This window comes from Bacillus xiamenensis, from assembly GCF_001857925.1.
Taxonomy (GTDB): Bacteria; Bacillota; Bacilli; order Bacillales; family Bacillaceae; genus Bacillus; species Bacillus xiamenensis.
In genome coordinates this window covers 571,856-585,334 of record NZ_CP017786.1, presented here as the reverse complement: position 1 = coordinate 585,334, position 13,479 = coordinate 571,856, and the positions used below count along the sequence as shown (strand labels likewise).

At 42.3% G+C, this 13,479-nt stretch carries 16 protein-coding genes and 1 pseudogene; 8 read left to right on the top strand and 9 right to left on the bottom strand.

Translation table 11 applies throughout. From position 1 onward, the window contains the following. The first annotated feature begins 18 nt into the window (after window positions 1-18). From sbcD to BK049_RS02920, 3 genes are read left to right on the top strand one after another with little or no spacing between them, the layout of a single operon-like run. A complete protein-coding gene (gene sbcD / locus BK049_RS02930; RefSeq protein WP_008355143.1) occupies window positions 19-1,194 on the top strand; it encodes an exonuclease subunit SbcD in 1,176 nt (391 codons plus the stop codon). Beyond that, window positions 1,191-4,586 carry an exonuclease subunit SbcC gene (sbcC, locus tag BK049_RS02925; RefSeq protein ID WP_008355145.1) on the top strand — a complete coding sequence of 1,132 codons (3,396 nt, stop codon included), beginning with the start codon at window positions 1,191-1,193 and terminating at the stop codon, window positions 4,584-4,586. The genes sbcD and sbcC overlap by 4 nt, the downstream gene beginning before the upstream one ends. Window positions 4,587-4,604: 18 nt before the next feature. Beyond that, complete coding sequence (locus tag BK049_RS02920; protein ID WP_008355148.1) at window positions 4,605-4,904, top strand: HNH endonuclease family protein; 300 nt, start codon at window positions 4,605-4,607, stop codon at window positions 4,902-4,904. Between the two features lie 47 nt (window positions 4,905-4,951). Here the strand turns inward: BK049_RS02920 and BK049_RS02915 are convergent, their stop codons facing one another. The 8 genes from BK049_RS02915 to BK049_RS02880 all read right to left on the bottom strand — a co-directional run bounded on the left by BK049_RS02915 (window position 4,952) and on the right by BK049_RS02880 (window position 8,421). Further along, on the bottom strand, window positions 4,952-5,170 hold the full coding sequence (locus tag BK049_RS02915) for a spore germination protein (protein ID WP_003211468.1): 219 nt from the start codon (window positions 5,168-5,170) through the stop codon (window positions 4,952-4,954). 22 nt (window positions 5,171-5,192) lie between these two features. Beyond that, window positions 5,193-5,627, bottom strand: coding sequence for a spore germination protein GerPE (locus tag BK049_RS02910; RefSeq protein ID WP_008355151.1), 435 nt, complete (start codon window positions 5,625-5,627; stop codon window positions 5,193-5,195). After that, complete coding sequence (locus BK049_RS02905) at window positions 5,627-5,803, bottom strand: germination protein GerPD (protein ID WP_003210893.1); 177 nt, start codon at window positions 5,801-5,803, stop codon at window positions 5,627-5,629. The genes BK049_RS02910 and BK049_RS02905 overlap by 1 nt, the downstream gene beginning before the upstream one ends. After that, window positions 5,800-6,414, bottom strand: coding sequence for a spore germination protein GerPC (gerPC, locus tag BK049_RS02900; RefSeq protein ID WP_008355155.1), 615 nt, complete (start codon window positions 6,412-6,414; stop codon window positions 5,800-5,802). Before gerPC ends, BK049_RS02905 begins: the two co-directional genes overlap by 4 nt. A gap of 31 nt (window positions 6,415-6,445) precedes the next feature. Further along, on the bottom strand, window positions 6,446-6,679 hold the full coding sequence (locus BK049_RS02895) for a spore germination protein GerPB (protein WP_008355157.1): 234 nt from the start codon (window positions 6,677-6,679) through the stop codon (window positions 6,446-6,448). A 14-nt stretch (window positions 6,680-6,693) separates the two neighbouring features. Continuing rightward, window positions 6,694-6,915, bottom strand: a complete 222-nt coding sequence (locus BK049_RS02890) for a spore germination protein (RefSeq protein WP_003211745.1) — start codon at window positions 6,913-6,915, stop codon at window positions 6,694-6,696. Window positions 6,916-7,042: 127 nt separating this feature from the next. Next, window positions 7,043-7,204: an aspartyl-phosphate phosphatase Spo0E family protein gene (locus BK049_RS02885; RefSeq protein WP_008355160.1), complete on the bottom strand. Its 162-nt coding sequence runs from the start codon at window positions 7,202-7,204 to the stop codon at window positions 7,043-7,045. 122 nt (window positions 7,205-7,326) lie between these two features. Continuing rightward, the gene (locus BK049_RS02880; RefSeq protein WP_008355162.1) at window positions 7,327-8,421 is read right to left on the bottom strand and encodes a CotH kinase family protein; all 1,095 of its coding nucleotides are present in this window, start codon (window positions 8,419-8,421) and stop codon (window positions 7,327-7,329) included. Window positions 8,422-8,623: 202 nt separating this feature from the next. Here BK049_RS02880 and BK049_RS20220 point away from each other — a divergent pair. The 4 genes and pseudogenes from BK049_RS20220 to BK049_RS02865 all read left to right on the top strand — a co-directional run. Further along, window positions 8,624-8,674 (top strand): annotated as a pseudogene (locus BK049_RS20220) (hypothetical protein); the annotation flags it as partial. Between the two features lie 193 nt (window positions 8,675-8,867). Next, window positions 8,868-9,215 carry a hypothetical protein gene (locus tag BK049_RS20215; RefSeq protein ID WP_083381077.1) on the top strand — a complete coding sequence of 116 codons (348 nt, stop codon included), beginning with the start codon at window positions 8,868-8,870 and terminating at the stop codon, window positions 9,213-9,215. A gap of 46 nt (window positions 9,216-9,261) precedes the next feature. Further along, entirely contained in the window at window positions 9,262-10,167 is a 906-nt protein-coding gene (locus tag BK049_RS02870; RefSeq protein WP_008355167.1) for a fumarylacetoacetate hydrolase family protein, read from the top strand. 92 nt (window positions 10,168-10,259) lie between these two features. Beyond that, window positions 10,260-10,628: a YisL family protein gene (locus BK049_RS02865; protein ID WP_008355169.1), complete on the top strand. Its 369-nt coding sequence runs from the start codon at window positions 10,260-10,262 to the stop codon at window positions 10,626-10,628. Window positions 10,629-10,869: 241 nt separating this feature from the next. On the opposite strand, the gene BK049_RS02860 is transcribed toward BK049_RS02865, so the two are convergent. After that, the gene (locus tag BK049_RS02860; RefSeq protein ID WP_071167808.1) at window positions 10,870-11,397 is read right to left on the bottom strand and encodes a DUF2777 family protein; all 528 of its coding nucleotides are present in this window, start codon (window positions 11,395-11,397) and stop codon (window positions 10,870-10,872) included. Window positions 11,398-11,551: 154 nt separating this feature from the next. Between BK049_RS02860 and asnB the strand changes: the two genes are divergently transcribed. Then, window positions 11,552-13,393, top strand: coding sequence for an asparagine synthase (glutamine-hydrolyzing) (gene asnB, locus BK049_RS02855; protein ID WP_071169178.1), 1,842 nt, complete (start codon window positions 11,552-11,554; stop codon window positions 13,391-13,393). Window positions 13,394-13,479 lie beyond the last annotated feature (86 nt).

Genomic DNA, 13,479 nt, shown 5'->3' with positions numbered 1-13,479 from the left:
GAATGAGAGGTGAATCACATGAGGATTCTGCATACAGCGGATTGGCATCTAGGGAAAACCCTTGAAGGCCGAAGCCGGCTTGAAGAGCAGGCTGAGTTTTTAGATGAATTGTATCAAATCGTTAAGGATGAACAAATTGATGTCATTGTGATGGCTGGTGATGCCTTTGATACAGTGAATCCGCCTGCTCGAGCAGAACAGCTTTTTTATGAAAGTCTGTCTGCATTATCTGATAAAGGAAAGCGTCAGGTTGTGGTGATCTCAGGCAATCATGATAATCCAGATCGTTTATCAGCTGCATCCCCTTTAACAAATGAACAGGGGATTCATTTAATTGGCTATCCGGTAAATGACATCATTCGTGTCGATGTTCCTTCTGCAAGTGAACGTTTATCTATTGCAGCACTAGCTTATCCATCCGAGGCGAGGCTAAACGAGGTGCTGGCTGAAACATTTGAAGAGAAACTGCTTCGTGATCATTACAACTTAAAAATACAACAAGCGTTTCAACATTTAAGCCGTCAATTCGAGGCTGATACGGTCAATATCGCAACAAGCCATATTTATGTGGCAGGAGGAAGTCAAACAGATTCAGAAAGGCCGATTGAAGTGGGAGGAGCATATACCGTTGCCGCCGAAAGTCTGCCTGAAGCGGCTTGTTATGTCGCACTTGGTCATTTGCATCGCCCGCAAACCATTAAACGTGCCAAAACGATTGCCCGCTATTCTGGATCTCCGCTTGCATACAGCTTTTCAGAAGCAGGCTATGCCAAATCAGTAACCATTGTAGATGCAAAGCCTAATGAAACAGCAAGCTGGAAAGAAGTGTTTTTATCAAGCGGTAAACCACTTGTGAAGTGGAAGGCAGTTGAGGGATTGAGCCAAGTACACGGTTGGCTGGATGAAAAGCGGGATCTTCATGCCTGGATTGATTTAGAGATTCATTTAACAGACCAGTTGTCGATTGAACAAATCCATCAGCTTAGAAAACAGCATAGTGGATTTGTCCACATTAGACCGAAGTTTAAAGAACTACAGCGAATGGAAGAACAAAAACAAGTGGAAAAGCTCTCGATCGAAGAGCGGTTCGTGAAATTTTATGAACGCCAGACAGGCGGCGGTCTGCCAGATGAAAAAACCGTCAAGCTGTTTTTAGAGCTTGCCAATGACATGCAAGAGGAGGAAGCGAATTGAAGCCGATTACGCTAACCATTAAAGGACTTCATAGCTTCAGAGAAGAGCAAACCATTGACTTTAGCTCCTTATGTGATGCAGGTGTGTTTGGCATCTTTGGGCCAACAGGAAGCGGAAAGTCGTCCATTTTAGATGCCATGACACTAGCACTCTACGGCAAGGTCGAACGTGCATTAAATAATACGCATGGTATTTTGAATCAAGCTGAAGAAAAGCTGTCAGTTTCTTTTACGTTCGCTTTGCAAAAGGAGCATCACATTTCTTATAAAGTTGAACGTGCCTTCAAACGGGCAGATGAAATGAAGGTCAGAACGACATTATGCCGTTTGATTGAAATTGGTGACACCCAGACAGTTCTTGCAGATAAAGCGAGTGAGGTCAATCGTAAAATAGAAGAATTGCTTGGATTAACAATTGATGATTTTACGAGAGCGGTTGTTTTACCTCAAGGGAAGTTTGCAGAATTCCTTTCATTGAAAGGAGCCGACAGACGCCAAATGCTTCAGCGTCTGTTTAATCTAGAAAAATATGGTGATCAGCTTGTCAAGCGTTTACGTGCAAAGGCCCAGAATCATTATGGACAGAAAAATGAACTGCTGGCTGAACTGACTGGACTAGGAGATGCTGGGCCAGAGGCATTAGCGAAAGCAAAAGAAGCGGCTGAGCAGGCAAAGGCCGTTTTTCATGAGAAGAAACAAACGAGGGACGAAGCGTTCACTGCTTTTACAAAGGCGCAATCCATCTGGCAGTATCAACAGGAACGAGAAGCATATGGGACGGAACTAAACAAACTCGATCAGCTGGCACCCGTGATGGAAGAGAAAAAGAATCAACTAAGCATTGCGGAGCAGGCAGAGGCTTTAAAGCCCTACGCGGATGCATTAACAAAGGCTGAAAAGCAGCTTGCTCAAGCGCTGACAGAGAAGCAGGAAGCAGAAAAGCATTTACTTCATCAACGAACGATCTATGATCAAATGACGCAGGAGTATGAGCAGGCGCGGCAAAAGAAAATAGAAACTGAGCCAGAGCTTCTCCAGAAGAAAGAGCAGCTCATTCAATTAAAGGAAATTGAACGAAAAAAAGAAGCAGCTCTTCAGGAAAAAGCAGGACTAGAGCAGCAAAACAATGAAAAAGCGCAGCAATTGACCCAAAAAAAAGCAGAAGCAGAGAACCTACAATCTCTGTTAGAGCGGGCACTTGCGAAACAAACGCAGCTGAAGCACGAGCTGGAACAATTACAAGTCTCTGTAAAAGAGCGGAAAAATGTACAGGATGCACTGCGTTTCAGTGAAAATGTTCAAAGAATCAATTTGAGCATTCAAAAGGAAGAACAAAAGGTTGAGGAGCTAAAACAGCGGTCATCACAGGCAGCACAATCGTATGAAAAGCTTCAAAAACAGCAAAAAGACCATTATGAAAAAATAGATCAATCGTTTCAAGCCATTGAACAATTTTATTTTTACGTATGCGAATTCGAACGGGGTCTGACAGAGTGGAGTAAAAGAGAACAGAACCTAAAACAAGAAAAATTAAAACAGCGTGATGCTGTAAGAGCGGCAGAATTAAGAAAAGAATTAGCGGCAGAGCTAGTAGACGGTGAACCATGTCCTGTTTGTGGATCGATTCATCATGATCCACAGGCTGTGATAGACAATGATCATGATGAAACTGTTGCACAAATTGATGAAGTGATTCTAAAAATGGACAAAGAGCTCAAGCTGGCAGAGGAATATGCTAGAGACATGTATGCTGCAAAGCAGCTGCTAGAAACGCATGCCAATCAATTAGTCAAACAGTTCTCCTTTTTGTCTCAAAAAGCCCCTGATTCGGAAGTCGCTGCAGCAGTAGAAGCAGTACAAAACCCGCAGTCCTTGCATCATCTGATTCAAGAATGGAAAGGCATGAAACAAGATATTCAAGCAATCGAAAGCAAACGAGCTCGTTTAATGGACGTCACTCATGATCAAGCCGCAGAGATGAACAAAGTAAAAGAGCAGCTGACATTTGAGCAGCAGCGCATTCAAGAATTAGAAATGCTGATCAAAGAGCTTCGATCTGAGCTTTCAGAGCAAACGACACAATTTGAGCAAGCCTTCCCGCACTTAACAATCAACCAAGTGCAGGAAATGCAAAAACAAATAGATGAAAAGGATCAGCAAGCGGAAGGTTATCAGGAGCGTATTGAGAAAAGTATTTCATTTTTAGAAGAGAAACAGCAAGTAAAAGAGCAGCTGCATACAGCCATATACGAGCTAGAAAAGGAGCTGGATAAGCTATCTCATCAGATAGAAAATCAGCAGCACCTGATCCATCAATACGACACTGATTTACAGCGATATCCTTTAAAAGCTGCTTCTATTTCTGATGAACTGATCGAGGTTCAACAATCTCTTGCTCATCTAAATGAAAAAGAACAGCAATCGTACGAGCAATTAAAGCATGCGCAGCAATTATTTAGTGACGCGCAAAGCCATTTCTCAAGCAGTCAACGTCAACTCCAAGAGGCTAACCGGCGAAAACAAGAAGCTGAGGCAGCATGGCAAAAAGAAACAGAGCCTGCTCCTTTTGATCTGCCGCAGGAGATAGAACCTGCTTTAATGGATCGATCTGTACGTGATACAGTCAAACGAGAAATTGAGGAATTTGAGGATAAAAGAAAGCAATGTGCAGCAAACTTAAAGCGAATTTCTGACCTGTTAAAAGGTGAGTCGCTAGATGAAGACCAGTGGAAAGACGTTCAATTAAGAAAAGAAGCTGCAGAAAAAGAACTTGAAGAAGCGACAGCAAGGAGTGGTTCTGCACAGGAGCAGCTGCGTGTGATTGAAGCAAACCACCAGCGCTTTGCAAGTATTCATGAACGTCTTGAAGAACTGCAGCAAGAAATTGACCGGCTGGATAAGCTTCAAACCGTGTTTAAAGGAAATACGTTTGTTGAGTTCTTAGCAGAAGAACAGCTAGAGAGTGTCAGCCGAGATGCTTCTCACCGTCTTGGGATTTTGACAAGACAAAGGTATGCCATTGAAGTCGACTCAGAGGGCGGTTTTGTCATGCGTGATGATGCCAATGGAGGCGTCAGACGTCCAGTATCCAGCTTGTCTGGGGGAGAAACCTTCCTGACTTCTTTAGCGCTTGCACTTGCTCTGTCAGCGCAAATTCAGCTGAGAGGTGAGTTCCCGCTGCAATTCTTCTTCCTTGATGAAGGGTTTGGTACACTCGATCAAGACTTGTTAGATACGGTGATTACGGCATTGGAGAAACTGCAGTCTCAAAATTTAGCCGTTGGCGTGATCAGCCATGTGGAAGAATTAAAGATGAGATTGCCAAAGAAACTGATTGTCCATCCAGCAGACCCAAGCGGGAAAGGGACAACGGTATCAATGGAATTAATGTGAAGCTGAGGTGATGTCAGGATGGCAAAGCAATCAATTGGATTATGTGAGCTGTGCGGAAGACAAGATGTCGTACTGACGGAACATCACTTAACGCCAAGAGAAGAAGGTGGGGCATTTCTACCGACTGCCTTCCTGTGCATCCCTTGCCATAAACAAGTTCATGCTCTTTATACAAACCAGGAGCTTGCCGCACGTTTGAACACGCTTGATGCACTAAGACAAGATGAAAAGCTCATTCCGTACATCAAATGGATTCGAAAACAGCCGGCAAGCAAGCTGGTCAAAACAAAAAAATCGAGACAACGCAGAAAGAAATAAGCATAAAAAAGCACTCCTCTAAATGAAATGGATGTAGAGGAGCCGCTTTATGCATTGCCTACCATATTCTGATCATTTAAGTCAGGATCCACATAGTTGGTTGCGCTAATGCCATTATTTAAAATCAAGAAATCTCCGGTATTCCCCGCTCCAGAGCCTAAAGCAGATTTTGACGAACTTTTAGGCGAAAGATAAAATGAGTCACCGACGTTTACGACGCCCCCAGAAATCGAGTTAATGTAAATGGGTCCGACAATTGCTGGCATAATCGACATCCTTTATTCGAAGTCATATCACCATCATATGCGCAGGGAGGTCCAATTGTGAGTTTGGCGGATTTTCGTCGTCGTTACTAAATAACTCTCGAATATGCTTCACTCGCGCAATGCCATTCATTCCACACGTAGAGCCAATTTGATAGATAGAGGAGGAAGACACCCCTTCTACATGTATTGACGATACTTTAATGAGAGGCTTTTCATGATAAAAGGCCGTTCTAACCGATCTTTCTGGTAGCATCAATGGTATTGGCTCAAAATACACTTCAAATTCTTTTGCATCCAAGTTTTCTGCTTCATTGCCATAAAACAAACTAATCGTTCGTTGAACAGCTAATACCTTAACGTTTGGGCATAGCGCCTGTGTATCACCAATTTGAACAACACTCGAAATCCCGACAGAATTCACCTTCGTGAACTTTACTTGAGATGTTCGTTTAATCATTATCGAGGTGCTAGAGGAACAAACGGGCCAATAATCAGTGATTCTGGCGGTGTATCGAAAATCGATGACAATTGTACGTGGTCTGTATCCCCAATAATGAATAGGGAAGAGGACGATACCCCGACTACTTTAATACTTCCGGTTTCGATGTTGCGGTTGACGACTGTGAAATTCATCCGTTTTCCTCTCCTTTCGTTTCACTTGGAATATGGGCTAAAAAGTGCTCAATCGCCCGTTTTACATCATGCTTCACATATTCAGCAATTTGCTCTGATCGCTGCAAAGGGGTCATATCTTCCCGGTGTGGCAGCTGTCCCGCATAGTATTTGATTCTGCTGTCTATTTGCTTTCGAATGTCTTCAATGATATGGTGCTTGTTGCTTTCATCAAGCGAGCCTTCATATCGCTGCTCGAGTTCTTCAAGAAGTTCTGGCGCTTCTTCATTTAAGAAGGCATCGACAAGCTGGCGTGTTTGATTGAAAAATTGATCAGCCATTTCTTGCTGCATCATTCCAATTCCCGGGGTTGTTGTTTGGCCCACTTCAAAATTTTGAACACTGTTTGGATCAGATGGATTGAGGCCGATATTTAATGTGCCTTCCAGCCGCTCGATTTTCAGTTGATCAAATTGATAATCAATCCGTTCAATCGTTGTTGTCGGTTTATCTTTGATCAGTTGCATTTCCTGCTGAAGCTCGTTAAGCCTTTTTTCAAGCATCATGATTTGTTGTGTTTGCTTTTGAATGATGCCATACATTTGTGAAGCGTTATTTTGATAGTCATACATATGCATACACCTCCGGGGATTGCAGATGAACTTAAGATGTTGGTGACTGAAGCGGTACAAACGGTGCTGTGCTTGCGCCTTGAGATTCTTCAATTCCTTGTGTGCCTGCTGCAGCAGGTGCTGCTTCTACGTAGCTGCCGGTGTTATACAGGTTGGAGAGTGCCTTGATTGATCCAGCACTTCCAATTTGCAGAACAGATGAGTTACTCACAGACTCCACACGTAAGTAATTAATTTGTATCGCTTGATTAATATAGAAGTTCAACGGATTCTCACTCCTTACAAGTTACCAACAAGCGGTTGATCAATGACATCACTATCATACGTATTTGTCACACTTTTATAGTTGCTAATACGTAATTGATCACCAGTGTTAAAACTGCCTGCGCCAGCAAAGGTTTTAACCTGACTATTTGGAGAAATGGTGATGCAGTCTCCAACATGAACGACTCCGCTCGTTCCGACGGCATTTACTTTAAAGGCTCCAACAATAGCCGGCATAGCGGTGCACATCCTTTATAGAAATAGGGCACTTCGTTTTTGGGCGTTTCACCATAGCTTATGATGGGTCTTTTAATGTGTGATTGTCTTTTTGAAGACTATTGATAAGAGGAATGAAATGTATGGTTTAGCCTTTATTCGAGCATTCTTTAGAGGTGTATTTGATGCCTTTATTTAATAGTGTGTCAAGTTCTTGACTGCACCTGATGGTTTCTTCTGCATTCATACCGAATTTTTTCGCAGTCTCAATTAAATGTAATCTTTTCTGTTCAATTTCATAATTGATCATAACGGACGCCAACTCTCACATTTTTTATCAAATAGAAGTATATGGTTATTATACCCTATTTTTCTATAAAAAAAGCTGTTTCGTCAATATGAGAAGTAAAGTGACAAAATTCGAAAGCACCTTTACATGCGAGATGTCTCTTTTTTCATCTCAGCTTGTAAATAACGTCGTCTTTTGTTGATATACTGCCGGATTAATTCTCGCTCTGAATGCAGCATGTCTTTTCGATCTTTCGTATATGGATCATCCCCGATTCGCTTTTCAATAGCTGCATGCCATTTCTCAATGACGGGACAGAGGCGGTTTTCTAAAAAGTGTGTATCCAGTACGTGCTGAAAAAGAGCATAATAGGTTCTTTTAAACGAAGGAATATCTAGCAATCTAGCGGTTAATGTATTAAAGCCGCTAATGGGGATATAATCAAACGCCATTTCTTCTCCGTGAATATCACGACCCCATGTCGCATCATAATCCCAAGGGAGCACTTGACATCGCCCCTCGTCATTCACATAAAGAGCATAGTTATGAACAAATCCATCAAAGTTCTGGGTGCACACCACACCAATGAGCCAACGGAAATATTGTGTCACATCAAGGTACTGCTCAATTTTTTCTGCAAATGTGTCGTCTTTTGCTGTGTTCAGAAAGTAAATAAACTCGTTCAGCTCTTTGTCGTGTTGAGGTGTTCCCGTTTTTTTCTCGTATCCGAGAAGAAGATGTTTTTTTGGCTTTTTATCAAACGAACTCAAAAGAGAGAAATTGGCGTCATCATCTACTGCATAATAAATACCGCCTCCATGTAATTGTCTTTTTTGGAGGAATCGTTCATCCACGGATTCTATTTTTAAATAAATGCCTTCTTTTCTTCCATTGATGGTTAGAAACACATGAGAAGCGGCAGGGCTTAACACCCCCAATTGTTCGAAGAAATAAAAAGACAGCCTGTTTCGGATAAGAGAAGGATCATTGTACTCTGCATTTAAGTGAAAAAGAGACTCGCCTTGTCTTTGCTTTGGTTTCCTATATTCAATTTGATAGGACTTTTTCTTGAGCTTTCGAATGTGTGATCCGCGGTATGAGGCATAAATATGTGACTTCGTTTGACCGGTTTTGAGAATGCCCTCAACGGGCTCATCGTTCCATACGTCCTTTTTTAATTCCATGAGATCCTTTGGATGAATCCAGATATCCAGTTGTTTTAAAGGTTCTGTGTCCATGTGTCATCACCCTCCTATATCTGCTTCACTATATGAAAATGAAGGAATGTCCTGTACCTGCTGATAGGTATTCATGGAGTTTTCTAAGAAAGAGGCATTCGCCAAGAACACTTGTCTACCGACTCTCGTAACATAAAGCAGAGAAGATAAACAGCTTTGTCTGTTTGTTTTGTCAGAGCACAGATTGGGAGGGGAATTGTTCGTGAGTACATTTGATCATTCTCATATTGAACATGCAGTTGATTCACTTCGAAGTGAGGGGCGTGATCATCACTTAGATCGTGAACCAGAATCGAGACATTCGCATAAATCATCTCGTTCTCGTCAATCAAGACGCCGTCACTGGTTCTTTGGTGGAGGCGGCTGCCGTAAGTCATACCGCAGCAAAAAGAGTCACAAAAGCTATCGCTCTAAAAAAAGCCGCTGTTCCAAGAAAAGCGTGAAGAGTGAAAAACCATGCAAAAGTAAAAAATCATGCAAAAGCAAAAAAAGTGAAACGAAAAAATCATGCCGCAGCAAACACAAATCTCATCATAAGAAAAGCTGCCGCAAGTCACATCGCAGTCATCGATCAAAACGATCTCATCACCACAAACGTAGTCATTCTTGCCGAAGATGCGGAAAGAAAAAACATCATTCTCGCAGTCGAGGTCGAGGGCATGTCGATCGTAAATGGGATCAAGGAAATATGTGGGAATATCGACGCTACCGCTAAATATCAGATTTTCATTTTTGAAACCCTTTTTAAAAGAGAGTATGATAAAAAAGGGTTTTTTTATTTCATAGAGAAATAAAATGAGACATCATCACTAAGTGAAATGAAGATTGTGAGGGGAAGACATGAAGTTTTTTACAGGTGAGATACATGATAGGATGTTTATTGGGATCGTCATTGATGATGAATGGGTAATGGACATCAAAAAGGCTGAAGTCAAGTTATTTGAGCTTGAGACACTACCCAACTCTTTATCTGAATGCATCAACATGGGGGACAAGTTTGTGGATCACGTCAGCCAGCTTCTTGATTGGGCTGAGAAAAAAGAAGAAGACCGCGGCTCTTATGTCTATCCGCTTTCAGACGTGAAACTCCATGCACCGATTCCAAAGCCATCTAAAAACATCATGTGTGTCGGGAAGAACTATCAAGATCATGTTATGGAGATGGGAAGTGCGGCAGATATTCCTACAGACGTGATGATCTTTACTAAAGCACCTACCTCTGTTGTTGGACATGAAGCGGACATCCTTCTTCATGAAGATGTGACTAGTGAATTGGATTACGAGGGGGAGCTTGCCATCGTCATGGGTAAATCAGGAAAGAATATTGCACCTGAAGAAGTCCGTGACTATATTTTCGGTTACACCATTTTAAATGATGTGACGGCCAGAGATTTGCAGAAAAAGCACAAACAATTTTTCATAGGAAAAAGTTTAGATACATCTTGTCCAATGGGACCTTACATTGTCCACAAGTCAGTGATCGAGGATCATGGCGCGCTTCATGTGGAAACAAAGGTAAACGGAGAGGTTCGTCAGTCTGCCAGTACGGAATTAATGATCTTCCCGGTGGAGGACATTGTCTCTACTCTTTCAAAAGGGATGACGCTGGAAGCAGGTGACATCATTGCAACGGGTACACCTTCTGGCGTTGGAAAAGGATTTGAGCCGCCAAAGTTTTTGGCTTCAGGAGATCATATTGAAGTAACGATTGAACCGATTGGGACGTTATCGAACCGCGTCAAATAAAGCGCATGCTGACATAGGATTGTCATTTTGTGTTCGACTTATTTCGTGGTACGATGAGAAGGTACTTGTTCTGATAAAGGGGGAAACAACAAATGGGAACACATTTACATATTACAGCATGGGTGCTAGGTATTATTTTATTCTTTGTCGCCTTTGCATTAGCAGGTAAAAACGACAAAGGGGCTAAAATTGTCCACATGATCGTACGACTCTTTTACTTGCTCATTATCGCAACAGGCGTAGAGCTATATGTTCGCACAGGAATGAAAATTCCAGGTTTCGGGGGCGAGTATATTGGTAAAATGATATTTGGGCTCCTTGTGATCGGTTTAATGGAAATGGTCCTTGTACGCAAGAAAAAAGGAAAATCGGTGACAGGTGTGTTGATTGGGTTTATTGTGGCTGCGATTGTCACGATACTGCTAGGCTTGCGTCTACCGATCGGTTTTCATATCTTCTAAGATAAAAAGGACATTGCTTATACAAAGCAGTGCCTCAGATTGTTGACAAAGGGCTAAAATGAACTTTATTTTAGCCCTTTGTCTTCTTTTCAGCGTGACCTGAAAACCTTTGCAGTCTAGGAAGGACGAGTACCGGAGCGGAGCGAATTTGACATTCGTGAGCACCGGCACGCAGGACTGACAAAGAATGCGAGGGTTTGTCTACACGCTGGGGCATTGCTTATACAAAGCAGTGCCTTTTTTATGTGACATCAAACGAAGAAATGAGCCGGTGTCCGTCAGAAGTCGTCCATTCAAACTGAATTTGGCTTGCGGCGGAATGATGGTGACATTGAAGGGCAAGTGATTGTGTATCTCTCGAAAATTGGAAAAAAGAGACGGCATGAAAAGGATAAAAGGATGAAAAGACACAATCGTAGACGGAGAACCCAAGCTGCTCTATATCGTCTATGATTTGGTAAAAAGCGTTTTCTGGTACGAACATAAGCAAGTCAAGCCAGCCTTTGGAAAGAGACGCTTTATATTGAATCGCTTCACCGCCTTTTATCTCCATCAGCTGTCCATTTTCAAGAAGAATCATGGACCCGAGCCATTCTCCTTTTGTCCATCGGTCATTTTCTTTCAAACAGATCATAGAGCTTTGAAGACTTTCTGGCAGCATGATGTCCCCTTCTTCATCTTCAATGAGACAATGACCGTTTTCAATCAGTAAATACCCGTTACACCATTTTTGTCTATGATGCTGAAGATATTTCAATCGTTTCTCCAATGGCAAAAGCTCCTTTCCTCTTTCTTTTCTTACCAAATGATGCTTGTCCTATACATACGGAAAAAAGGACAAATCAACTATCAAGGAGACGATGCATAAACTAAGAAAGGCTGAATGAGAACACTTGATGAAAAACGGATGGGAGCTGATGATGATGTGTGGAATAACAGGCTGGGCAGACTTTAAAAAGCAGCTCATCCAACAGGATCATGTAATCAATCAAATGACAGATACATTATCTAAAAGAGGGCCAGATGATACAAATACGTGGAAAAGTGAGCATGTTCTTTTTGGGCATAAACGGTTAGCCGTTGTCGATGTAGAAGGCGGAAAGCAGCCAATGACATATACTCATCAAAACCATGCTTATACGGTTGTATACAATGGAGAGCTCTATAACACGGAGGATATAAGAAAAGAATTATTAAAAAGGGGGCATCGCTTCCTTGGACATTCTGATACAGAAGTTCTTCTTCACGCGTATACAGAATGGAAGGAAGAGTGTGTGACCCATTTTAATGGCATCTTTGCATTTGTCATCTGGGATAGTGAGCGTGAACTATTATTTGCAGGGAGAGACCGGCTCGGCGTCAAGCCATTTTTCTATACAGAACGTCATCATTCCTTTTTATTTGGTTCAGAGATCAAAGCACTGCTTGCTCACCCTGATATGAAAGCAAAAGTCGATCATGAGGGGTTATCGGAAATCTTTGGCTTAGGGCCGTCTAGAACACCAGGGCAAGGTGTTTTTAAAGGTGTGAAAGAGCTGAGACCTGCCCATGCCCTCACCTTTTCAAAAGATGGTCTGCGTGTGTGGAGGTACTGGAATGTCAAAAGCAAGCAGCATACAGACTCGCTTGATGACACTGCTCAGCACGTGAAGGAACTCTTTACAGATGCTGTCACAAGACAGCTTGTCTCAGACGTGCCAGTTTGTACGTTTTTATCTGGGGGCGTCGATTCTAGTGCCATTACGGCCATTGCCGCTAAGCACTTTGAAAAAATAGGGAAAGCACCACTTCATACGTATTCCATTGACTACGAAGGAAATGATCAATTCTTTGAGGCGAGTCAATTCCAGCCGAATGCTGACGGGCCGTGGATTGATCGAATGACCAAAGCGTTTCAAACGAATCATCACAGCTGTATCATTGGTCAAAAAGAGCTGGCTTTTTATTTGAAAGAAGCGGTTGAAGTGCGAGATTTACCGGGCATGGCAGATATTGATTCGTCGTTACTTTGGTTCTGCCGAGAAATAAAAAAGGATTTCGTTGTCGGCTTATCAGGTGAATGTGCGGATGAGATTTTTGGAGGCTATCCATGGTTTCACATGGCAAGCGAAACGAATGGATTTCCGTGGATGAGATCAACTGAATCCCGCATTCAGCTTCTTCAAGACTCATGGCAAAAGAAATTATCACTGAAGGAATATGCACAGAGTAAATATGAAGAAACCGTGGCAGAAACACCTCTTTTAGACGGGGAAACAGGAGTAGATAAAGCCCGGAGAGAACTTTTTTACTTAAATATGATTTGGTTTATGACAACGCTGCTTGATCGAAAAGATCGCATGAGCATGGGCGCGAGCCTTGAGGTGCGTGTGCCATTTGCAGATCATCGACTCGTTGAGTATGTATGGAATATTCCTTGGGAAATGAAAATGCATGGAAATCGTGAAAAAGGGGTTTTGAGAAAAGCATTAGAGGGAATTTTACCGAGTGAAGTGCTTTATCGCAAGAAGAGCCCTTATCCGAAAACACATCATCCAGCGTATACTCAGGCTGTAAAAGAGATGTTAACAGATTGCCTTGCGCAAAAGGATTCTGTGCTTCATGAATTTTTAAATCCACACCAATTGAAACAGCTGATTGAAACGGAAGGGGCTTCCTTTCAAGTTCCTTGGTATGGCCAGTTAATGAAAGGGCCTCAGCTCATCGCCCATCTGGCGCAGATTCATCATTGGTTTGAAACCTATCGCATTGATATAGAAGCGTAACAAAAGGTCGGCTTTCTTGCACTTGTTGAAAGAAAGCCGGCTTTTTTGCTACATAACATGAGACTTTTAGAGCACATCAAAAGTTG